General features: G+C 37.6%; 20 protein-coding genes and 3 pseudogenes. 8 read left to right on the top strand and 15 right to left on the bottom strand.

All coding sequences use genetic code 11. From position 1 onward, the window contains the following. Window positions 1–22: 22 nt before the first annotated feature. Both AB1K81_RS15460 and AB1K81_RS15455 read right to left on the bottom strand, forming a co-directional pair. Entirely contained in the window at window positions 23–1018 is a 996-nt protein-coding gene (locus AB1K81_RS15460) for a glutaminase (protein ID WP_412977567.1), read from the bottom strand. A gap of 127 nt (window positions 1019–1145) precedes the next feature. Then, entirely contained in the window at window positions 1146–1901 is a 756-nt protein-coding gene (locus AB1K81_RS15455) for a lysophospholipid acyltransferase family protein (protein ID WP_412977566.1), read from the bottom strand. Between the two features lie 139 nt (window positions 1902–2040). On the opposite strand from AB1K81_RS15455, the gene AB1K81_RS15450 reads away from it, so the two are divergent. Beyond that, window positions 2041–2601, top strand: coding sequence for a sugar O-acetyltransferase (locus tag AB1K81_RS15450; protein WP_412977565.1), 561 nt, complete (start codon window positions 2041–2043; stop codon window positions 2599–2601). A 59-nt stretch (window positions 2602–2660) separates the two neighbouring features. Here AB1K81_RS15450 and AB1K81_RS15445 read toward each other — a convergent pair. Both AB1K81_RS15445 and AB1K81_RS15440 read right to left on the bottom strand, forming a co-directional pair. After that, a pseudogene (locus AB1K81_RS15445) lies at window positions 2661–3065 on the bottom strand (CAP domain-containing protein); the annotation flags it as partial. Between the two features lie 9 nt (window positions 3066–3074). After that, window positions 3075–3530, bottom strand: a pseudogene (locus tag AB1K81_RS15440) (CAP domain-containing protein); the annotation flags it as partial. A 631-nt stretch (window positions 3531–4161) separates the two neighbouring features. Between AB1K81_RS15440 and mreBH the strand changes: the two are divergent. The 4 genes from mreBH (at window position 4162) to AB1K81_RS15420 (ending at window position 9832) form a co-directional block, all read left to right on the top strand. Then, complete coding sequence (gene mreBH / locus AB1K81_RS15435; protein ID WP_412977564.1) at window positions 4162–5169, top strand: rod-share determining protein MreBH; 1008 nt, start codon at window positions 4162–4164, stop codon at window positions 5167–5169. A 358-nt stretch (window positions 5170–5527) separates the two neighbouring features. Continuing rightward, entirely contained in the window at window positions 5528–6691 is a 1164-nt protein-coding gene (locus AB1K81_RS15430) for a CaiB/BaiF CoA transferase family protein (RefSeq protein ID WP_412977563.1), read from the top strand. Between the two features lie 6 nt (window positions 6692–6697). Then, the gene (locus AB1K81_RS15425) at window positions 6698–7900 is read left to right on the top strand and encodes an acyl-CoA dehydrogenase family protein (RefSeq protein ID WP_412977562.1); all 1203 of its coding nucleotides are present in this window, start codon (window positions 6698–6700) and stop codon (window positions 7898–7900) included. Window positions 7901–8386: 486 nt separating this feature from the next. Continuing rightward, window positions 8387–9832: an NAD-dependent succinate-semialdehyde dehydrogenase gene (locus AB1K81_RS15420; RefSeq protein WP_412977561.1), complete on the top strand. Its 1446-nt coding sequence runs from the start codon at window positions 8387–8389 to the stop codon at window positions 9830–9832. Between the two features lie 42 nt (window positions 9833–9874). Here the strand turns inward: AB1K81_RS15420 and AB1K81_RS15415 are convergent, their stop codons facing one another. The 11 genes and pseudogenes from AB1K81_RS15415 to AB1K81_RS15365 form a co-directional block, all read right to left on the bottom strand. After that, a complete protein-coding gene (locus tag AB1K81_RS15415; protein ID WP_412977560.1) occupies window positions 9875–10921 on the bottom strand; it encodes a hypothetical protein in 1047 nt (348 codons plus the stop codon). Beyond that, window positions 10908–11432, bottom strand: coding sequence for an RNA polymerase sigma factor (locus tag AB1K81_RS15410; protein WP_412977559.1), 525 nt, complete (start codon window positions 11430–11432; stop codon window positions 10908–10910). The genes AB1K81_RS15415 and AB1K81_RS15410 overlap by 14 nt, the downstream gene beginning before the upstream one ends. Before the next feature lie 98 nt (window positions 11433–11530). Then, complete coding sequence (locus tag AB1K81_RS15405; RefSeq protein WP_489685625.1) at window positions 11531–11947, bottom strand: DUF4279 domain-containing protein; 417 nt, start codon at window positions 11945–11947, stop codon at window positions 11531–11533. A gap of 15 nt (window positions 11948–11962) precedes the next feature. Beyond that, window positions 11963–12793 (bottom strand): annotated as a pseudogene (locus AB1K81_RS15400) (alpha/beta fold hydrolase); the annotation flags it as partial. Between the two features lie 166 nt (window positions 12794–12959). Next, a complete protein-coding gene (locus tag AB1K81_RS15395; RefSeq protein WP_412977558.1) occupies window positions 12960–13763 on the bottom strand; it encodes an aminoglycoside adenylyltransferase domain-containing protein in 804 nt (267 codons plus the stop codon). Window positions 13764–13906: 143 nt separating this feature from the next. Beyond that, window positions 13907–14236: a DUF3870 domain-containing protein gene (locus AB1K81_RS15390; RefSeq protein ID WP_412977627.1), complete on the bottom strand. Its 330-nt coding sequence runs from the start codon at window positions 14234–14236 to the stop codon at window positions 13907–13909. A 2-nt stretch (window positions 14237–14238) separates the two neighbouring features. Further along, window positions 14239–15000, bottom strand: a complete 762-nt coding sequence (locus AB1K81_RS15385) for an IclR family transcriptional regulator (protein WP_412977557.1) — start codon at window positions 14998–15000, stop codon at window positions 14239–14241. A 59-nt stretch (window positions 15001–15059) separates the two neighbouring features. Continuing rightward, window positions 15060–16232 carry a saccharopine dehydrogenase family protein gene (locus tag AB1K81_RS15380; protein ID WP_412977556.1) on the bottom strand — a complete coding sequence of 391 codons (1173 nt, stop codon included), beginning with the start codon at window positions 16230–16232 and terminating at the stop codon, window positions 15060–15062. Between the two features lie 242 nt (window positions 16233–16474). Continuing rightward, window positions 16475–17965 (bottom strand): aldehyde dehydrogenase family protein, encoded by a 1491-nt coding sequence (locus AB1K81_RS15375; protein ID WP_412977555.1) that lies wholly within the window; start codon window positions 17963–17965, stop codon window positions 16475–16477. A 26-nt stretch (window positions 17966–17991) separates the two neighbouring features. After that, a complete protein-coding gene (locus AB1K81_RS15370) occupies window positions 17992–19629 on the bottom strand; it encodes a thiamine pyrophosphate-binding protein (protein WP_412977626.1) in 1638 nt (545 codons plus the stop codon). A 20-nt stretch (window positions 19630–19649) separates the two neighbouring features. Then, window positions 19650–20828, bottom strand: a complete 1179-nt coding sequence (locus AB1K81_RS15365) for an LL-diaminopimelate aminotransferase (RefSeq protein ID WP_412977554.1) — start codon at window positions 20826–20828, stop codon at window positions 19650–19652. 189 nt (window positions 20829–21017) lie between these two features. On the opposite strand from AB1K81_RS15365, the gene kynU reads away from it, so the two are divergent. The 3 genes from kynU to kynA are packed head-to-tail and all read left to right on the top strand — an operon-like array spanning window position 21018 to window position 23750. Continuing rightward, complete coding sequence (gene kynU / locus AB1K81_RS15360) at window positions 21018–22265, top strand: kynureninase (protein ID WP_412977625.1); 1248 nt, start codon at window positions 21018–21020, stop codon at window positions 22263–22265. Next, window positions 22265–22909, top strand: coding sequence for an arylformamidase (gene kynB, locus AB1K81_RS15355; protein WP_412977553.1), 645 nt, complete (start codon window positions 22265–22267; stop codon window positions 22907–22909). Before kynU ends, kynB begins: the two co-directional genes overlap by 1 nt. Then, a complete protein-coding gene (kynA, locus tag AB1K81_RS15350; protein WP_412977552.1) occupies window positions 22902–23750 on the top strand; it encodes a tryptophan 2,3-dioxygenase in 849 nt (282 codons plus the stop codon). Before kynB ends, kynA begins: the two co-directional genes overlap by 8 nt. Window positions 23751–23759: the final 9 nt, after the last annotated feature.

Raw genomic sequence — 23759 nt, 5'->3', positions numbered from 1 at the left:
AACTCCCCCTTTTTTAACTTATCTAAAAAATACTCAAATCCCATTGTGATGCAATATGTTTTAAGAGTTTCATCCCTGCAATACTGTTTCCTCTATCTTCTAAAGCAGGACCATAAACCCCGATACCACAGCCTTCTATAAAAGGAAAAGGTGCATTTCTAACTCTAGGAGGCGCTACTGCCACAATACCACCTGATACACCACTTTTAGCTGGAATCCCGACATAGGTAGCAAATTTTCCTGATGCATCATACATGCCGCAAGTTAGCATTAATGCTTTCGTAATTCGAGCAATCTGCCTTGGGATAATTTCTTCTTCATTATTAGGATCTTGGCCATCATTTGCTAAAATTAATCCAATTCGTGCTAAATCATCCACTGTTATTTCAATTGAGCATTGTTTAAAATACGTCTCTAATGTTACTTCTAGGTCAGACTCCAAAAATCCTGTTTCCAATAAATAATAACCAATTGCTCGATTACGTGCAGAAGTCTCATCTTCAGATTTAAATACTTCTTGATTGACACTAGGACGATAGCCAATCATTCTTTCAAGTAAATTGAATAATGGAGCTAGTTTATCACTTGATGTTGCTCCATTTAGCATGGATGTTACCGTTAATGCACCTGCATTAACAAAAGGGTTAAAAGGTTTATTGAGGCTTTTCATTTCTAAATGCATTATAGAATTAAATGCTTCTCCAGTCGGCTCAACGTCCACCCTGTCTAATACATAACTAACCCCATTTTTCATGCATGCAACCATAAAACTAATCACTTTGGAAATACTTTGTATCGTAAATGGTATATCAATATCCCCAGAACAAATCTTCAGTCCATTTTTCCCATGTATCGCGATACCTAAATGATTTGGATTTGCTTTAGCTAATATTGGAATATAAGATGCCACGTTTCCTTCCTTTGTAGCTTTACGGTAGAACGCTACCCAATCATCTACATATTCCTGTAACCATTCCTTATCTAGCTTAATATTCCAATTGACTGTACCTTGGACCACCGATTTCACCTCAAATAATATGCAAATTAATTTATAACTATCTCTAGTATGCAACGTTATTGCTTGGGTTATAGAGATTTTTAAAATAAAAAAACAGCAGGCTAACACGCCTAACTGTCTAAGATAATTATGAAGTGGTAATAGCTACTTTTGATTCTTCAACAGTTGAATTTGGTAATGCACTTTCAACTATTTCTTGCAGTTCTTTTGCAAGTTCAGCACTTTTTAAAGCTTCATACGCTTCGGGAAAAACTGGATCATGAATTGTCATTGTAACCTTAGACCCTTGTACACGACCATTACGCTCCTCAAGCATCTTATATGTCCCATTAATTGTTACTGGTACAATTGGCACCTTCGCCTTCGTTGCAAGACGCAAACTCCCTGGTTTAAATTCATTAAGGTTACTTCCTTTACTTCTTGTACCCTCCGGAAAGATGACTAGTGAATGACCCTTTTGTAAGTTTTCAATCCCTTGATTAATTGCCTTCATTGATTGCCGTCTGTCATCACGATCGATAAAGACACAATTTAATAGCCCCATCCATGTTCTAATAATAGGTAGCTTATTAATTTCCTTTTTTGCAATAAAGCCTATAGGTTTTTCTAGATGCCCTAAAAAAGCTAAAATATCAAACAAACCTTGATGATTTGCTACATATAATACGGCACCTTCGGGTATTTTCTCTTGGCCAGTAACCATTACCTCGGTACCTGTGGCTTTTATTACCTTTTGTGAAACGGTTTTTGGTGTTTCAAATATTTCTTCTCTTATTTCTTTCGTACTAGGCTTCTCATATAACTTTTTGGCTTTTTGTAAGCTAAAGAGACTACCTATAACTAAAATAGCTGCATAGGTATATATCCATATCGTAAATAACATATTTATGCTCCCCCCATTATCCAATATTATTATACTGTGAAACGTTCCATGTTCAAACAATATTAACAGTAATGTTAGATGCAATGGATTAAAAAGTGTATTCTAGTAAAAGAAAATCTAATATAAAGGAGTATTTAAATTGAAAACCGAGAAAGAAAAGATGCTACTTGGCGAGCTTTATCTTGCTGGTGATACAGAATTAGTAAATGAGAGAATAGAAGCTAGAAGGCTAACAAGACTATATAACGAGACAATTGAGACAGATAATCAAAAACGTAAAACGATTTTAGAAGAATTATTTGGTTCAATTGGAAAAAATATATTTATTGAACCGACATTCCGATGTGATTATGGTTATAACATTCATGTAGGAGAAAATTTTTACGCTAATTTTAATTGTGTGTTTCTAGATGTATGTGAAATTAAAATTGGGGACAATTGTTTTATCGCACCAGGTGTACATATTTATACCGCTACACATCCTTTAAATGCGAAAGAGAGGATTTCAGGTGCTGAATTTGGAAAACCGGTTAGAATCGGAGATAATGTGTGGATAGGTGGTAGTTCAGTTATAAACCCAGGAGTAACTATCGGTAATAATGTTGTGATTGCTTCTGGTTCAGTTGTGACGAAGGATGTGCCAGATAATGTACTTGTTGGTGGAAATCCTGCAAGAGTGATAAGGGAAATAACAGAGTAAAATGAAAAGAGTACATTCTGAATATACTACCTAAAATAGCGGACAGTTAAAACTGTCCGCTATTTTTTACCAATAAATTGTTGTGTCCATATAATTTTGTCCCTTACAAATCCTACCCCAATATGAGTATAATCAGGATTTAATATATTTGCCCGATGTCCTTCACTATTCATCCAAGCTTGCACTACTTCCTCTGGAGTAAATTGTCCCCTAGCAATATTTTCCCCCGCTGTCTGATAAGTGACACCGAATTTATCCATCATATCAAAAGGGGATCCATATGTTGGACTAGTATGGTCAAAATAATTGTTTTTTGCCATATCGATTGATTTCTCACGGGCAACTTCTCTAAGCATAGGATCTAAGGTTAATGGTGCTAAACCATGATTACTACGCTCCTGATTCGTTAATTCTACTACCTGCTCTTCAAACGCAGACGCATTTACTGATGTATCCAGTGCTTTAATAAATTGCTGTGTCCAATGATACCCTTTTTCTTCAAACCCCACTCCAATGTGGGTAAAATCAGGTTGGAGAATATTTTCTCTATGGCCTTCACTATCCATCCATGCTTGAACTACTTCTTGAGGTGAAGTTTGACCTTTTGCAATGTTTTCTCCTGCAGAGTAATAGGTAATTCCAAAGTTCTCCATCATATCAAAAGGTGACCCATACGTTGGACTATCATGGGAAAAATATTTATTTTTAGCCATATCAAGCGATTTTCCCCGTGCCACTTGAGCTAATTTTTCAGCTAACTTCAATGGTACTAGTCCATGTTTTTCACGTTCCTTATTAGTCAGCCTAATAACCTCTTGTTCAAATTCAGCTTGATTAATTACTACTTTTGGAGGAGCTTGCTCTTTCGGTTTTTGTTGGGTATGTTGAGAAGGTTTGACTGGTTTTGATTCCTCGTTCGCTTTAGGCATTTCTTGCTGAAGCTTTAGTTTCTCGGACTCCTTTTCCTCAACTACGTTCTGTTCTTTTTCTACCTTTAGTGCAAGAACTCGATTATCTAACTCTTTCCAATCGATATTTGCTAAACTTCCTTCCTTTGATTCAGACCCTATATGAAAATACTCATATAATGAAGAGTATGTATATTTATAAAAAGTTCCATTTTTATAATAATAACGGAAAAATTCTTTACTATCTGCAGCAACAAGACCTGGTATAATAAGAAATATAATCATGAGGATAAGTAATGCTCTATGTATTTGCTTCGTTTTCATGTTGCCACCTCCTTTATTTCTACAATCCTTTTAAGAATTCGACGTTTCTCTATACCATTATCTCACGTTTTACCGTTATGGGAATTTCCAGTTTTATTACATTTAGTCAAAAATGTAAAGGAATTGAAACTTGTAATTCCCTCTGTTTTATCTTATTTTTATATAGTAACGCTTTTAATTTTGCATTATTGGACTTTTAACCATTTATTGCTAATAATGTTATATAGATTGTAGATAATAAAAGTATGTCTGTTTAACACCCATAAATTTTTTGTCGAAACAGAAGACTATATTGTTATACTATTTGTCACCAATGGAGGAACTTATTATGTTTTCGAATGCAGAAATCGGAATTGATTTAGGAACTGCTAATATACTTATCTATGCCAAAAATAAAGGCATTATTTTAAATGAACCATCAGTTGTTGCAATTGATATTAATTCGAAGCAAGTTGTAGCTGTTGGCGCAGAGGCGAAGGAAATGATTGGTAAAACGCCAAGAAATATTGTGCCAATTCGTCCTCTTAAAGATGGTGTTATTGCTGATTATGATATTACTGCTCAAATGCTGAAAGCTTTCTTAAAGAAGGTTAGTAAACAGTTAGGTACGTCTATGCGTAAACCAAATGTTGTGGTTTGTACACCATCTGGCAGTACCACTGTAGAAAGAAGAGCTATTCATAATGCAGTAACAAGTTACGGTGCAAAACAAGTTCATTTAATTGAAGAACCTGTAGCTGCTGCTATAGGAGCTGATTTACCGGTGGATGAACCAATTGCAAACGTTATTGTTGATATTGGTGGAGGTACTGCTGAAATTGGTATTATTTCACTTGGTGGAGTCGTGTCGTCAAGCTCTGTTCGTGTTGGTGGAGATAAAATGGACGATGAAATCATCCAATACATCCGCAAGAAATATAATATACTAATCGGTGAACGTACCGCGGAAAACGTTAAAATTGAAATCGCCTATGCTCATAGCAATCATAAAGAAGAGTTTATGGACGTTCGTGGTCGTGATATGGTAACAGGATTACCAAAGACAGTTTCTATCTCTTCAAAAGAAGTGTATGAAGCGATTAAAGAATCATTAGAACAAATTTTACAAGCAATCCGTGTTACACTAGAAAACTGCCCACCAGAATTAAGTGGTGACATTGTTGATCACGGTATAGTAATTACCGGTGGAGGAGCCCTACTAAAAGGTATGCAAGAATGGCTAGCACATGAACTATCTGTGCCTGTTCACCTTGCACCAAATCCATTAGAATCAGTGGCGATTGGTACTGGTAAAGCGATTAAAATGATATCTAAGCTTGAAAAAGCTATGAAGTAGTTGGTAACGGGAGTGGATGCTCCCGTTTTTTTGTTGATGTTCGATACTCACACCGGACCTTCTACAACTTCTACTCCCCCAAATCATAATAAACTTATGAAATTTATACAATACCTATTTACAAATTTTTCAGAATAAATTAAACTATAGTCAAGAGTCATGTTAAAGCGCTTACACCGTTATTCCACATGACCTTTCTAAAAAAGATTAATAAATTTCCACCTTACTGCCTAGCTTGTTCACATTTCATACCCTGAATTGTTCCAACAAGCGAAAAGCCAGTTCAATTTGTGTACAGCGAAGACTGTGTTCATTTTGAATTGGCTTTTTTTCATGAAATGAAGAAAGGAGTGTCGCCGTGTCAGGAGCTTTAAAACATATAAGAGTTCTTGATTTAACCCGGGTTCTAGCTGGACCTTATTGCACAATGATTCTCGGAGATCTTGGTGCAGAGGTCATAAAAATTGAAGCACCTGGTGGAAGTGACGAAACGAGAAAATGGGGTCCGCCTTTCCAAAATGATGTAAGTGCCTATTACTTGTGTGCTAACCGAAACAAGAAGAGTATCACAGTAAATTTAAAGTCCGAGGATGGCATTCATACCATTAAAGAATTAGTAAAAGAATCTGATGTAGTGATTCATAACTTCAAAACAGGCACGATGGAACGATTTGGAATTGATTACGACAACCTCACTAAAATTAATCCAAAGATTATTTACTGTTCTATTACGGGATTTGGTGAAACAGGTCCATATAAAGACTTACCTGGATATGATTTTATCATTCAAGGTATGAGCGGCCTAATGAGCATAACTGGTGATGAGGTATCTGGTCCACAAAAGGTAGGCGTTGCCATTACCGATATATTAACTGGTCTTTATGCAGCAATCGGTATACAGGCGGCAATTATCGAAAGGGAGCAATCAGGAAAAGGACAAAAATTAGACCTCTCTCTTTACGATTCTGCTGTTAGTGCCTTGATTAATATTGGAAGTAATTACTTAATGTCTGGCAAAATACCATCCCGACTTGGTAACCACCATGCCAATATCGTTCCATATCAAACCTTTCAAACGATGGATGGGGAAATGATTATTGCGATTGGGAACGACAATCAGTTCAAAGCTTTTTGTACTATTATAAGAAAAGATCAATATAGTGATGATGAGCGTTTTAAAACTAACCCAGCTCGTGTGAAGCATCGAGATATTCTCGTTCCATTAATCCAGGAGGTTTTAATTACAAAACCAACTAGTTATTGGTTGGACCAATGTCATGAAAACAATATCCCATGTGGCCCTATTCAAAATATACAAGAAGTAACAGATGATCCACAGCTACATGCGCGAAATATGTTTTTAGAAACTGAACATCCGACAGCTGGCATCATAAAAATGATAGGAAGTCCATTAAAACTATCGAGAACACCTGTCACGTTAAGGTACCACCCACCAGATGCCGGTGAACATAATGATGAAATATTACAATCTATTAAAAAAACTAATATAAATCAGGAGTGATGAAAAATGAACTTTAATTTTACTGAAGAACAGAATATGCTGCGTGAGACCGTTAGAAGTTTCGTAGACAAGGAAATAATGCCATATATTGCTGAATGGGATCGCGAAGGAAAATTTGATCAAAACATTTATAATCGTTTAGCAGACCTCGGCCTTATGGGGGTTTGTATCCCGGAAGAATATGGTGGAAGTGGCATGGATTATAACGCTCTTGCAATTGTATGTGAAGAGCTAGAGCGCGGAGACACTGCATTTCGTACAGCAGTATCGGTTCATACAGGATTAAACTCTATGACCCTATTACAATGGGGTACGGAAGAACAAAAACAAAAATACCTTACCCCACAAGCAAAAGGAGAAAAAATAGGTGCTTTTGGCTTAACTGAGCCAGGTGCAGGTTCTGATGTTGCCTCCCTTCAATCTACCGCTGTTAAAGATGGCGACTATTATATTTTGAATGGGCAAAAAACTTGGATTTCTCTATGTGACGTCGCGGATCATTTTCTCGTCTTTGCCTATACCGATAAATCGAAAAAACATCATGGTATCTCCGCCTTTATTGTAGAAAGAACATGGGACGGATTTTCCTCAAAAGCTATTAAAGGAAAACACGGGATTCGCTCTGGAAACACAGGTGAACTGTTTTTCGATAATGTAAAAGTGCCTGCTGAGAATTTACTAGGTGAAGAAGGAGAAGGATTTAAGATTGCGATGTCTGCATTGGATAATGGCCGCTTTACAGTTGCCGCTGGGGCTGTTGGTCAAATTATGGCATGTCTTGAGGCTTGCGTGAAATATTGCCATGAGCGCGAGACGTTCGGCAAGTCAATTGGCCGTCACCAGTTAGTTCAGCAAATGATTGCCAAAATGGAAGCAGGACTTCAAATGAGTCGCCTACTTGTATATCGTGCTGGTGAGCTTAAAAATGAAGGAAAACGTAATACAAGAGAAACGTCATTAGCAAAATGGCAAGCCTGTGACTTTGCTAATCGTGCTGCGGATGATGCCATGCAAATTCATGGAGCATATGGTTATTCAGATGAATATCCAGTTGAACGCTATTTACGCAATTCTAAAGCTCCTGTTATTTACGAAGGAACTCGAGAAATTCATACGATCATGCAGGCTGAGTATGTACTTGGATACCGAAAAGATAAGCCACTAAATAAAATGCTCCCTGCTTGGAATCCTGATAAGGAACTAGTTTAATAAACTCTTAAGATTAGCACCTACAATTTGATAGGATATTGTAGGTGCGTTATGCTTAATTTATATCGATGTTTGTTAGCATAAGCAGGAGTTGGGTTTACATGTGACCTTTTGTGAGGAGCATCTAACCTTTTGGAGTTTACATGTGACCTAAGGTGAGGAGCATCTACCCAATTCGAGTTTACATGTGACTTTAGGTGAGGAGCATCTACCCAATTCGAGTTCACATGTAACCTTAAGGTGGGGGCATGGACCCTTTTTGATTGTACATGAGCCCTTAGGTGAGGAGCATCTACCCAATTTAAGTTTACATGCGACCTTTTGTGAAGAGCATCTACCCAATTCAAGTTTACATGTGACCTTAGGTGAAGAGCATCTACCCAATTCAAGTTCACATGTGACCTTATGTACTGGGCATAGACCATTTTTGAAGTAGTATTTAATAATTTTATAACAACCCAATAAAATATATTGAGGAGGATTGACATGATTTCAACCTTAACAAAAAGCATTTACATTAATGGTGAGTGGCGTGATGTTGATTCATCGAAAACACAAACTGTATATGATCCAGCAACATTAGAGCCAATAACGGAAGTAGCTTATGGTGGTCAGGAAGAAACAAAGGAAGCAATTGTGGCTGCATCAAATGCATTTCCTCTTTGGAGCGAAATGACCGGTAGACAGCGTTCTCGAGTTTTATACAAAGCTGCTGAACTAATGCGGAAAGACGCTAAGCGACTTGGTGAAATTTTAACAAAAGAACAAGGTAAGCCACTTCCTGAAGCGATTGGTGAAGTTAAAGGTGCCGCAGGATTTTTACTTTGGTATGCGGAGGAAGCTTCTCGAGGGTATGGGGAATGGATTCCTTCATCGGTTAAAACGAAGCGTATGTTAGTGATTCCTAAGCCAATTGGAGTGGTTGGAGCGATTACACCATGGAACTTTCCATCGTCGATGATTACTCGTAAATTAGGTCCAGCACTTGCTGCAGGATGCACGGTAGTATTGAAGCCATCACCTGAGACTCCACTTTCTGCAATTGAAATAGTGAAGATATTTGAGGAAGCTGGAATGCCTGCTGGAGTTGTAAATCTAGTAACTGGAGACGCACAAGCTATTGGTAAAGAAATGCTAACCAATCAAGACGTGAAACTCATCACCTTTACTGGTTCAACTGCAGTCGGAAAATACTTAATGCGTGAAGCAGCAGATCAAGTGAAAAAGGTGTCCCTTGAGCTTGGTGGCCATGCACCAATTATTGCTTTTGAGGATGCAGATCTTGAAAAAGCTACCACTCTATCATTAGCAAGTAAATTCCGTAATAATGGGCAAACCTGTATTTGCGCAAACCGTCTATATGTGCATGAATCGATTGCAGATGAATTTACTGCATTATTAAAGGAAAAGCTTGAGAAAATGAAGGTTGGATATGGATTGGATGAAGGGGTTGATTTAGGACCTTTAATTAGTGAAGCTGCTCGTAAAAAGGTAGAAAGTCATCTAAACGATGCCCTAGAGAAGGGGGCGGAAATCGTCTCTGGTGGAAATAAATGGGACGGGGACCTAAAAGGTTATTTCTGTCCACCAACCATTGTGAAAAACGCAACCGATGATATGAAGGTAATGCGTGAAGAAACCTTTGGACCACTCTTCCCAATTCAGACGTTTACAGACGAAGCAGAGGTTATTAAAAAAGCAAATGATACCGACTACGGTTTAGCCGCTTATATTTTCACGGAAAATACTGGTCGTACGTTACGCGTTGCAGAAAAACTTGATTATGGAATGATCGGGGTAAACGACGTCTTCCCTTCTGTACCTGAAGCACCGTTTGGTGGAATCAAGCAATCTGGTAATGGTAAAGAGGGCGGGCATCATGGTATGGCTGAATTTTTAGAAGAAAAGTTAATTTCAATAGCAATAGATTAATGAAAAATCGGTATTAGCTCATGCTGGTACCGATTTTTTTAATTATCCTGGACAATTCCAGCCATACTCTTCATCAAAACCACAAGCAACTCTCTCTCTTTCCGTTCCATCAGGCATCAGCTCATAAAAATAGATAGTCCTCTCATCACTATTTAAAAATAATACGGTATATGCTTCCACATTATTATTTGTATTCCATTCCACAAATAGTTGGGCTTGGATAATCCCCCTTTGCATCCCTTCAATATCCGCATGATCATAACCTTCATTATATATATAACCACCTATTGCCCCAAAGTCATATCGCCAAATTTCAGCTTCGTCAAAAGCAGATTTTACCTTATGGTAATTTTCGCCAAATAAAGCCTCTACTTCATTTTTCGATAGGTCTAATATTAGTTGCTCCTTCACATCATCTAAACTTCCTAACGGATCATTACTACTCTTAATGGAAGGATTAATTAAGTATGTTAAGTCGGTAGAATTCCCCCTTAATTCAAGGGTGTAATCCTTTTGATCACTAACCTCTAATAAAACTCTACTAGATGAATGTTCAGGAGGTTGACTACTGTTATTGGTTGGTTCATTGGTAAAATCTATTTCAATTTCATATGTTCCTTTCCCCAGTTCATTTGGGTAAAAAATAAAATCTAAGTGATCTCCTGCTTCAATCGGTGAGTCGTCGGCAACAGTTCCTCCTTGTGTATGCTTTATCATCCCGTCTTTAATAATTTTTATTTTCATAAAATAGATATCCAAGCTAGTTTGATTCACTATATTTAAGGTAATTTCCTCTTTTTTCTCATCAATTGTACCTGGAGTATTAACCTTAGAACCATGTGTCTCTTCATGATTTCCTCCAACTAAGTTAAAATCACTATTCATAAGTGGTAAAGCAATCAATCCTATAAGAAGTATCGAAACCGCTGATGCAAGGTGGTACTTCCATTGGAGAGATTTACGTTTTTTTACTGGTGCATTCATTTTCTTATTAATCTCCGATAATAGTTTTGATTGTTCTTCTTCTGGTAACATAAATTTTTGATCCAACGATTTCAACCCTTGATTCAAGTCATCATATTGTTTCATGGCCAAAATTCTCCTTTTCTAATTCTTTACGAAGAGCTTTCATTCCCCTAAACAAATTCACCTTCACTTTATTCTCAGAACAGCCTAGAACACTTGCAGTTTCACTAATGGATAGCTCTTTAATTTTCCTTAAAACTATTACATCACGATAAGCGAGTTTCAGTTTACTTAGTGCTATGTATAGTTCCTGTTCTGATTCATTTAGGAGAGCTATTTGCTCAGGACTTAGTTCAGACGACTTTAGTATAGGAATGGAATCTAAAAAATAAGAGATAGGCTTTTTCTTTCTGATATCATCTATCGTTAAATTCCTCGCAATTCGAAAAAGCCACCCCCTGATATTTTCGCCCTTAAAGGAGTCGTAATGGTTGTATGCGCGTAGGTATGTTTCCTGTAAGATATCCTTCGCTTGTTCATGGTTACCTATCAAAAAATAAATATAGTTGTATACATCATTACTATAAGCGTGGTACCAATCATTAATTTGTTCTTTTCTACTTTGTAGGTCCATGACCTCAAATCCTCTCAATCTATGATTTGCTTTTCAATGAATCAACGGATGAAAAATGAAAAAGTTACAAAAAAATAAAAAACGCTCCGTTACGAGCGTTAGTATTCATCATTTTCAGTAAATGGATCAACATATTGATCTAGGTCCATTCCGACTCCAATATCAATCATAAATTGCATTTGTTCAATAGTAAGAGAATATCCTGGAGACAATCCACTACAAACATAAGGAACCATCCCAATATATGGTCTAACACCTAATTCATCTTTAAGTTCGTTTATAATTTGCACTTTGTCTTGAAATGTCTGGACGATTAAATCTACTAACCCTTCAAAGTCTAGAGTTTCAATTCTACCTGTACTATATTTCCATTTTGTAAATGAATATTGTCTAATCTTTTTATAATATTCTCCTTGTTTTTCTGTTTCAGTAGGAATAATTCCAAGTCTTTCTGTCACATAATCTAAATCAAAATCATAATCATTCTCTTCCGTGCCATACAAAGCAAAATATATCTCGACAGAAGTTAATATAGTACTTTCAACAAACTCCGCAAACTTCTCCTCTTCCTCTGAAAATGGATTATGATTACTTTCTTCAAAAATCGTCAACGAGGCATTTGGAATAAGCTCAGCAATTTCAATTCCAAACTTTGCTGGGCACTGGGAATCATGTCTTCCCGTATAAATATAACTTGGAATATTGATATATTGTATCTCTTCCCTTATATCATAAGTTGGATATTCGACTTTTCTAAAATAGTCTAGTCTTGTCCCTACAGTCTTACCACTGTTTGGCTTCTTCATCGATTCCTGAAACTTTTCTTCTGAATGATAAGACATTAGTGACCACTCATAACCTATTTTTCTTCTCGTTTCGATTGGGGTTGAAGGATTCTCTAACAAATTCATGATTTCTACAATTCTATTGAAATTCGGATTCTTACTACAATATATTGAATCAGGATCTGCACCATACTCATAACTTGCTGCTGCCCCACCTGCAATTATTTTTGATAATGAATCTGGTCTAGCTATAGCATATTTTAATGCAAGCATACCACCAGTAGAATGCCCTGCAAATCCCCATTTTACAAAACCTAAAGCTTCCCGAATTGCCTCTAAATCTAGAACAGCAGTATCCATACTATATTCACTATCATCCTTTGCAGGAGAAGAGTTTCCTGCACCTCTTAAGTTAATCAGATATACATGATAATGCTCTGTAAATGGATTGGCAAATGTATTACCATTTTCATTGTAAGCACTATAATGATGGGTTACCGCGAGTGGTGCTCCATATCATTTTTCAAATAACTCAAATACCCCTCTGTTTGTTTCTACTAATCTTGTTGTCCACATATTGAATCCCCCATTGTTTTCTTTATAAAATCTTTAATAATTGGTAAGTAGAGAATTAACTCGCCATTCTACAATAGTTAATACCTCCAAATTTAATTCCTTCTTGACGCATTGATTTAGTATCCTAATATCTATATTTAATTCAACTGTAGGTGTGGAGTTCATTTTATATCTCCTTATTTACTAACTTGTTTACCTGTTCTTTTACATAATCTCTTAACTGCTGAAGTTCATCCATAGTAAAATTGCTCGAATTTCCCTCATTTATATAACCATCTATAGCTTTACGTACTGTTGCTTGTAACTTCTCTGGTAGGCTTACCAATCCCCATTCACCCGCTTCTAGCTTCGAAGAGATTACTCCTTCTTTTAAATACCAATATACTCGAATCATGTTCAAACAACTATATATCGGGTCACCACTTATATTTTCTATACATCCTTGGAAGTCATCCATAATTGCATCGATATAATCAAGCTCTGATACTTGAGGAAATACCTCTTCAATTTGTTCTCCTTCTAAACAAATACCTCGCTCGTGAAGAATCGTTATATGGGCAGTTAAATCTGCATCTGCTGGAATATCTTCGTTCAGGTACTTAGTTGTTCCGACCAAATCTTCTTCATAGCGCGTACGCCAAAACTCACTATAATGAAATTCAAACGGACAAGGATGTTGCCAGTTTTTTAATGAATCTATATGTAAAATACTTATTTCAACTGGGTATGGGGAATTGGATTCCTTTAATAAAAGTTTAGCTAAATTACGCTTTGTATCTACAGATAAAGAGTCTTCTGTAACCACAAGCAGATCAATATCACTCCGATTTGGGTTAAAGCAACCCATAGCTAATGAGCCATGAAGGTAAAACCCGATCATGTTTCCTTCCATCATTTCTTTTATTTCTTTTTGCAAAAGAATAACAAGATCTTTAATTTCATCGTTAACCGTTTCCCATGAATAAGTCATATTTGTTCCCTCTGTTCTAAGATTTTTGTCTAATTTACTTATATTCTATCAAAGATTCTGAACCTTTTAATAGATTTATTAAAATTTCTGGTAAAAATAAAAGAAACGTATAGATTAACTATACGTTCGATTTCGTTTACGGATTATAGTGAAGCACTTTTTCGCTTTTCTAGATACAATTCATATTGCTTATGCAAATCCTTTAATGCCGAAACAATTGCATTTCCCGCTTTCCCCATGTAATGACTTTTAACTGTCTTAATCGGCTCTTCTATTCCATCTTGTAAACTATAACCTCTTAATAAATGTTGAACAAAATCACGGCCATGCTCCGTTGCCAATGTACAGCTAGCCGCAACAATGACACCATATTTCTGATCCATCTCTGCTGTAATCGTTAACGTTTCAAACATATTCTGCGCTGCCATCCCCGATGGTAATCTCGCATGCCCAGCGATAAACACCGTATTCATTTTCAATCAACAACTCCTTGGATGTGACCACGAAATCCTAGTTTTCTAGAAATTTTCGCGGCTGTTTCTTCGGTTTTCACTTTAATTCGGGTTAAGTTTTCACCTTCAAAATAAGTGGATAAGCCACTCACCGTTAAAGCTGCAATAACACGGCTCCGATAATCAAATATCGGGTATGAAATGCCTGTTGTATTTTCATCTTGCTCGCCAATACTATAGGAATAACCTTCTAAACGAATTCGTCTTAACTCTTCTTTAAAATTTCCTCGATTGATCCTGTTATCAGCTTCGTTTAAAATGGTCTCTTGTTCCTGTTCTGGTAAATATGCCAAAAGTAGCTTTGGTCCAGATCCAATATAAAGTGGTGAGTTTTTTCCAATCCTAGTATATAAACGGATTGCTTTATGACTTTCCACTTTTTCTATATAGGTAGCCTCTTGATGGTTCACTATTACTAGGTGAACAGCTTCCTGTATATCACGTGCTAGCATCTCCATATAAGGAAAAGCAATCCTTCTAACTTCTAATTGATCGGAAACTAGTTGTCCAAGCTCTAACAGCTTTAGACCCAACCGGTAACGACTATCATGTTCACTATCTTTTAATTTATAAACATATTTCATCGATTCTAATGCAGACAATAAGCGATAGGCGGTCGGTTTGGGCATATTTGCTCGGTCTGCAATTTCTTTTAACGTTAATTCATAGTTTTTTTCATCAAATAAGTTTAATAGGTTTAGTGCTTTCTTTACACTTTGATTCATCACCATTCCCCTTATTGAAAATTAGAAAAGACCCCTCTGCCTAGACAGAGGGATAACATTTAACTTCTAATCTTGGAATCTTCTTTTATTACGGTTTCTTTTATATGAACATCTCGTTTTGCCATTTCTTCGATATAAATATCACCTGGAACACTTTGCTCAGGAGGATATACTCCTTTTTTCGTGATTACTCCATTTCCTATTAATTGAGCAACAACTGAGATGGTATTAGCAGTTGCTCTTGCCATCGCTGTTACATTATGTTCTCTATCTTTAAATGTGGCCATTTCATATTGATACGTAGTCGGCTCTCCATCCTTCAATCCAGACACAACAACACGAAGTAATACTGCGTCATCTCTATCTCCAAGTTCTACAATTGGGTCTAATACCTTTAATAATACTTCTCTAGGATTGATTTTTTGACCATGTAATTCAATCTCATAATCGTTACGAGTTAGATTTAAATCTACTAATAACTTAAACTTCTCCGCATGACCTGGATAGCGAATCGTTTTATACTCTAATCTATCTACATTTGGATAAGAGATTGGAAGTGTGGATGTGCCGCCTGAAGTATGAAAAGCTTCTAACGGACCAAATTTATCAAAGTGAATACGCTCCACTTCAGATAAAGAAGGGATCTCTTGTTTTACACCATTACGTATGATTAAGGATGGATCCGTATAATGATCCATTAATCCTTCCATAGAAAAAACATGGAAATACTCTAACGGTGGTTCTGGTCTTACTGGGATTCCACCAACGAATAATCGAATTGATTTTACTTCATCCAGTTTACTTGCTCCATATCCGGAAAGAATATTAATCATTCCCGGGGCAACCCCTAAGTCTGGAATGATGGTTACGTTTGCTATTTCGGCATCTTCATGCAGTTCAAGTACTTTATCTGTTATGTGCCCGATATGTCCTCCTAGGTCAACGGAGTTAACTCCGACTTGAATTGCTGTTTTAGCTACGATTTCATTAAATGAGTAGAAAAGGGCATTGATAATAACGTCATATTGGCGCATGAATGCTGCTAGTTCTTTTTCATTGGATGCGTCTACTTGGTGGGCTGTTAGTTTTGGTGAGTTTAGTTGGGTTACTACTGTTTGTGCGCGTGATAGTTCGATGTCTGCAAGTCCGATTGCTGTTACTTGTTTGCTTGCTGCTAGATCGCGTGCTGCTTCTTTTCCCATTAGTCCTGAACCTAATACTCCTACTTTCATGTGATCACTCCTTCAAAATATTATGTCTATTGTTCTTAACTTCCTTACCTAATCCGCGGGCGGAATACACTTCGCTTTCCGTGGGCGGCTGGTGAGCCTCCTCAGAGCTAAAGCTCTTGCGGGGTCTCACCGAAGCCTATCCTCCCACAGGAGTCTCCGTGTATTCCGCCCGCTCAGTGCAAACTCTTAGCACACACTCTCGTTATTAAAAGAACACCACTCAATCAAAATCAACTAATTTTTTACTCCACGTCTATTTGTGCTCTCTGGAGTTTGCCGCTGTAGTCTACGTAGACGGATTTCCATTCGGTGAAGACGTCTAAGGCTTGGACCCCGGAGTCTCTGTGGCCGTTTCCTGTACCTTTTGTTCCTCCGAATGGGAGGTGGATTTCGGCGCCAGTTGTTCCGGCGTTAACGTAAACGATACCGGTATCTAGATCACGTTGTGCTTTAAAGACACGGTTTACGTCTCTTGTGAAGATGGAGCTTGATAGTCCAAACACAACGCTATTATTTACATCAATTGCCTCTTCAAAACTCTTTACTGGAATTAGCGATACTACTGGACCAAAGATTTCTTCTTGAGCAATACGCATGGTAGCTTTTGCATCGGTAAATAATGTCGGTGCAAAGAAGTTACCTTTTGCGTAATCACTATCTGTTAATTCATAGCCACCTGCAAGAAGTTTTGCTCCTTCTTCTTTGCCAATCTCAATATACTTCTTAATCTTTTCTATTCCACCCTTATTAATAATTGGGCCAACTTTGATAGATTCATCTAATCCGTTACCAATTGTCAGAGTTTCCATAGCTACTAACAGTCTTTCCTCCAAAGCCTGCTTCGCATCTTCATGAACAATTACACGGCTACAAGCTGTACAACGTTGTCCACTTGTTCCAAAAGCACTCCATAGGATTCCTTCCACGGCTAAATCAAGATCTGCATCATCCATGACGATTACAGCGTTTTTACCACCCATTTCTAATGACACCTTTTTCAACTGACGACCACATTCCCCAGCAATGTTACGTCCAACATCATTTGAACCAGTAAAGGAAATAACACGGATATCATTATGATGAACCATTGCATCACCAACTTGTGAACCACTTCCGAATACTACATTTATAACTCCTTTTGGAAGACCCGCTTCTTCAAATACTTTTGCTAATTCGTAGGCCATAATCGGTGTCTCCGTAGCTGGTTTCCATACGACCGCATTCCCTGCTACAATTGCAGGGAATGACTTCCACGTTGCAATAGCAATTGGGAAATTCCACGGGGTAATAATGCCCACAACGCCGATTGGTGCACGAACACTCATCGCAAACTTATCTTTAAGCTCTGCTGGAGTGGTTTGACCGAATAAGCGCCTTCCTTCTCCCGCCATATAGAAAGCCATATCAATACCTTCTTGAACCTCTCCTCTAGCTTCTTCAATCACTTTTCCGTTTTCCATTGTTAATAATTGAGACAATTCTTCTTTTCTTTCTTTTAATAGATACCCAACTCGATATAATACTTCCGCACGTTGTGGTGCAGGAACTAATGCCCATTCTTTTTGTGCAGCCTTTGCAGCTTTAACTGCGGCATCAACACTAGCTGCATCGGATAGCGGTACATCAAGAATAGCTTCACCAGTTGCTGGGTTGATTACTGGTGTTGTCTTTTCAACCTCTATCCATTCTCCATTAATAAAGTTTGCTAGTTTTTTCGTTTTTACTTCTATCATTTTAAATACCTCCTCGAATATAGTGTTTATTTAAGGGACTTTTCCCTAATCGATGAAATGGTTGATGTAACTGAAATTTGCTCTACATCGGTAATAATTTCAATGATGGTAGGTAAACCACTTCGCAATGCTTGGTTAAATGCGTTCTTAAATTCATCTATAGTTAATACCGTAAAACTTAAAGCACCTACTGCACCCGCTAAAGCAGCAAATGATACTTCTCCTAAATCAGTACCAATTACTCGATGCGGATAATGGATCTCCTGGTGCATTCGGATAGTGCCGTAGCTATTGTTATTAAATACAAGAGCAATTATTGGTATATTTTCTCGTACTGCTGTCTCTAGCTCCTGAAAAGTCATCATAAACCCACCATCACCAGAAAGTGAAACAACTGTCTTATCTGGTGAAGCAAGTTTTGCACCAATTGCAGCTGGTAAACCATATCCCATTGCTCCCGAGGTCGGACCAATATAAGTATTTTTCTTTGTAAATGGATAGAAGCCATGTAACCAACCAGCAAAATTTCCTGCGTCATTCGTAATGATTGCATCAGAAGGTAGCAAGTCTACCATTGCATTGATAATATGCTTGTTGATAACATCAGACTCTGAAACCTCTAAACTACTAACCTCTCGATATCGTTGATTACATTCATGAGCCCATACACCCCAAGAACTAGTAGCTTTTATAGCATTAAATGACTCCAACGCCTTTTTCATATCGGCAATAATTGCTAAATCTGGTGGATATACCTTCCCAATCACCTCATGCTCAATATCAACATGAACCAGCTTTTGGCTAGTAGACAACAGGGAATAATCCTGTGTTGTTACTTCTGAAAGCCTCGTTCCAAATGCTATGACTACATCAGAAGCTTTTACTGTTTCAATAATTTTTTTCGGAGTTCCTAACCCTAAATGCCCTGCATATAGGAAATGGTTATTTGGAAAAACATCATGGCGTCGGAAAGCTGCTATAACTGGAATTTGAAAGCGTTCTGCAAAGCCCACTAAATCATCCTCTGCCTGGGAAAGCTTTACTCCACCACCGGCAATTATGAGTGGTTTCTCTGCTTGTTGCAGGAACAATTCAATTGTCTCAATTTCTTCCTTCGCTGGTGATGGCTTTGGTATGGAAATTTTCGGGCCAAAATACATCTCTGCTTCGGCAGGTAATACATCTTCTGGCAGAGAGACTACTACCGGACCAGGCCTACCTGACTGTGCAATACGAAATGCTCGACCGACTAATTCTGGCATTCTTTCTGGATCTTTAACCTCCACTGCCCATTTCGTTATCGGTTTCAGAAATTGTTCTAAATCTACTTCTTGAAATCCTTCCCTGCCACGGAACTTACTATGAACCTGACCGAGAAATACAACCATTGGTGTAGAATCTTGATAAGCAGTATGGACTCCAATGGATAAGTTAGCAGCGCCAACACCACGTGTTGCTAAGACGACTCCAGGTTTTCGGGATGCCTTTGCATACCCTTCCGCCATAAAAGCGGCTCCACCTTCATGTCTCCCGGATACAAGGTCAATGGACGGTTCATCATATAATGCATCAAGAAGTGGTAAATAGCTTTCACCAGGGACACAAAATACTTTCTCGATCCCTTCTCTCTTTATGCACTCTACAATGGCTTGTGCTGCGGTCATCTTTGTTTTCACTTGGATGTTCACGAGGAAATCACATCCTTACTAGTAAATTCCTTTATTCTTTTAATAACTTCATCGATACGCTCCAGTTGTACGGATAACGATATTCTGATATACCCTTCTCCTGAGGGTCCAAAAGCAGTACCCGGCGTAACAATAATTCCTGCTTCCTCCAATAACCTTTCAGCAAACTCTGCTGAAGTAAGCCCCGGAGGAATTTTTGGCCAAATAAAAATAGATCCTCTAGGTTTTTCAACTTTAAATCCTGCCTCTGTTAACCCTTGATACATTCGTTCCATTCTTTTTTTAAATATGTCACTATGCTTTCTCACATCCGCCAAATCACTCGTTAATGCATGAGCAGCTGCTTTTTGAATAGCTAAAAATTGACTAGTATCTATATTACTTTTGTACGTATGAAGTGCTTTGATTAATTCCTTATTTCCTACTACATAACCAATCCGCCAACCAGTCATGTTAAAACTCTTGGATAATGAGCCAAACTCGACGGCTACTTCTTTTGCGTGTGGTACTTGAAGAACGCTTGGAGACTTATATCCATCAAATGTCACCAGATCATAAGCGGCATCGTGAATAATCGCAATGTTATTGTTCTTACCAAATGTAATCGTTTCCATAAATGTGTCTAATTCAACCGTTGCTGCTGTTGGATTACCAGGGTAGTTTAAAAACATTAGCTTTGCTTCCTGTTTATCCTCTTCCGAAACATGATCAAACATCGGCACGTAGTTATTCTCTGCATCTAATGGAAAATATGTACTATTTCCACCAGCTAAATGCACTGCTGTTTGGTATACTGGATAACCCGGGTCAGGTATCAGTACTTTGTCACCAGGGTTAATCGTTGCATGAATTAGATTTGCGATTCCTTCTTTGGATCCTATTAATGCTAAAACTTCGGTGTCTGGATCCAACTCTACCCCGTAATGGTTTTTATAAAAGTATGCGACTGCTTCTCGGAATTCTCTACTTCCATCATAGGGTGAGTACCGGTGATTAGACGGACTTTGTACTTCCTCGCAAAGCTTATCAATAATAAACTTCGGTGTTGGTAAATCTGGTGCTCCTATTCCAAGATCAATAACATCCACACCTTGTGCCATCAACTCTTCTTTTCTTTTCTGAAACTTAGAAAAAAGATATGGTGGCAAATCCTTTACCTTATTAGACACATACATGGTTCTACCCATCCTTCCGTTTCAATATACGAAATGCCATTTCATATATCTGTCATCAGTATAATCGTATTAGTTAAAATATTCAATTATTATTAAAAAACAAAATATTTTTGATACAATATAACTAGAAAACGCTTACTTTATTTCTTTCAAGAGGTGATATTGTTGAACACAAGTAGAGAATATGCCATGAAATTAGATCAGAAGGACTCGTTGAAACATGTTCGAGAGGAGTTTTATGTATCCGATGAAAGAATATATTTAGATGGAAATTCATTAGGATTACTGTCAAAAAGGGCAGAACAAGCTGTTCTTTCCTTACTAGATTCTTGGAAAAACTATGCAATTGATGGCTGGACAGAAGGCAAGCATCCTTGGTTTTATTTATCAGAGGAACTAGGCAAACAGTTTTCACCACTTGTTGGCGCAAGTCCCGAAGAATTGATTGCAACTGGCTCCACAACTATAAACCTGCATCAACTTTTAGCTAGTTTCTATAAACCAGATGGCAAGAAAACAAAGATTCTTGCAGATGAATTAAATTTCCCTTCGGATATATATGCGATGAAAAGCCAGCTTCAATTACATGGATATTCGCCAGAAGACCATCTTGTAAAAGTGAAAAGCAAGGACGGCCATACGCTGCGAACAGAAGATATCATCAAAGCAATGACGAATGATATCGCACTTATCGTCCTTCCCGGAGTATTATATCGAAGTGGGCAAATTCTAGATATAAAGACATTAACAGAAGCAGCTCATGAACGAGGAATTCCAATCGGTTTTGATTTATGCCATTCGATTGGGTCCATTCCGCATCATTTATCTGAATGGAATGTAGATTTTGCCTTTTGGTGTACCTATAAACATCTTAATGGTGGACCAGGGAGTGTAGCTGGTATATATGTAAATGAAAAACATTTAGGAAAAGAACCTGGTTTATCTGGCTGGTTTAGCTCAGCAAAGGATAAGCAGTTTGACATGGAGCATGATTTAACACCTGCCCCAAATGCTGGAGCTTACCAAATTGGTACACCACATGTATTAAGTTTAGCTCCATTAATTGGGTCACTAGAAATTTTCCAAGAGGTTGGTATAGAAGCTATCCGCAATAAATCACTCGCACTAACTGATTACCTACTGGAGTTAATTCAAGTCGAGTTAAAAGAATTTAGATTTACCATAGCTTCACCACTCGAACGCACTTCACGTGGTGGTCATGTATACTTAACTCATCCTAATGCGGCAAGTATATGTAAAGCATTAAAAGCAGCTGGAATTATACCGGATTTTAGAAGTCCAAATGGAATCCGTCTCGCTCCGGTTGGGTTATATAATACATTTGAAGAAGTTTGGAAAACGGTTCAAGTTTTAAAGCAGATCATGCTGGAAGAACAATACAAAAAATACGAAAACACAAGAGGAGTTATCGCATAATGACGAAATGGATTGATATTACCCAACCCCTTACAAACGATATGGCCCACTGGCCAGGAGATAGTCCCTTTACATATGTCGTATCGGCTACAAAGGAACAAACTGGATCTGCTAACGTCGGAAAAATTACAACAAGTGTTCATATGGGGACCCATGTTGATTCCCCTTTCCATTTTGACAATGGTGGAATCACAATTGAACAAATTCCGGTCGATACGTATATTGGAAACGCAATAGTAATTGATGTAAGCCCGTATGATTTTATTTCATCCGAAGTTCTAGAGCAATTTGATTTAAGAGGTGTAGAGCGTGTATTACTCCATACTTCATTACCGAATAATCCAAAACGTTTCCCAGAAGAAATGCCATTTTTAGATCCTAGTATTGCTCCATTTTTGGCTGAGAAAGGCGTTCGTCTACTTGGAATCGATATGCCTTCTGTAGATCCTATAACGAGTAAGAGTTTAGATACACACCATGCTCTCTATAAGCATGGGATAAATATTTTAGAAAATCTTATGTTAGATGATGTAGTACAAGGGCTATATGAATTAATAGCCTTACCAATGCGAATCGTTGGTGCTGATGGCAGCCCCGTGAGAGCGGTAATCCGTCCTCTAAAGGAGGATGTTACAAGTGTGTGATGATTACGTTTGGGATTTTTATTCAGATGATACAGGTGCCTATACCGACTTTAAGGAAAAAATGACATATGGGGATTATTTACAGCTTGAGTCGTTATTAGACAGTCAAAAGCGTCTCTCTAATCATCATGATGAAATGTTATTTATTGTTATTCATCAAGTTAGTGAGCTGTGGCTAAAATTAATGATTCATGAGATTGAAGCTGCAACAGAGGCGATAAAAAATAGTGAATACCAAGCAGCATTTAAGATGCTAGCTCGAGTTTCTAAAATTCAAACACAGATTATCCATGCTTGGGATGTGCTTTCAACACTTACCCCAGCTGAATACATGGAATTCCGGGGATATTTAGGAAATGCATCTGGGTTTCAGTCTTATCAATATCGTTTAGTGGAATTTGTTTTAGGATATAAAACACCACATATTGTGAAAATTTATGAAAAGGATTCGGTTTTACATGCACGACTTAAAGAAGCATTTGAAGCCCCTGGACTTTATGATGTTTCGATTCAAGCGTTATCTAGAGAGGGGTTTATAATTAATCAAAGCATCTTAGAGCGAGATTTTTCTAAGAAATATGAGCAGGACTCAACAGTTGCTAATGCTTGGTTAGAGGTGTATCGAAATACAGATAAGTATTGGAATCTTTATCAATTAGCAGAAAAACTCGTTGATATCGAAGACTGGTTTCAGCAATGGCGCTTCCGTCATATGAAGACTGTTGAACGTATTATCGGTCATAAAACTGGTACTGGAGGAACTTCGGGTGTTGGGTATTTAAAACGGGTGCTTGATCATTATTTCTTCCCCGAGTTATGGGAAGTCCGAACAAAAATTTAATAAAACAAT

This window comes from Ornithinibacillus jepli (assembly GCF_047228935.1).
Classification (GTDB): domain Bacteria; phylum Bacillota; class Bacilli; order Bacillales; family Amphibacillaceae; genus Ornithinibacillus.
Note: the sequence above shows the minus strand (reverse complement) of the source record. Positions and strands in the feature narration are given on the sequence as shown.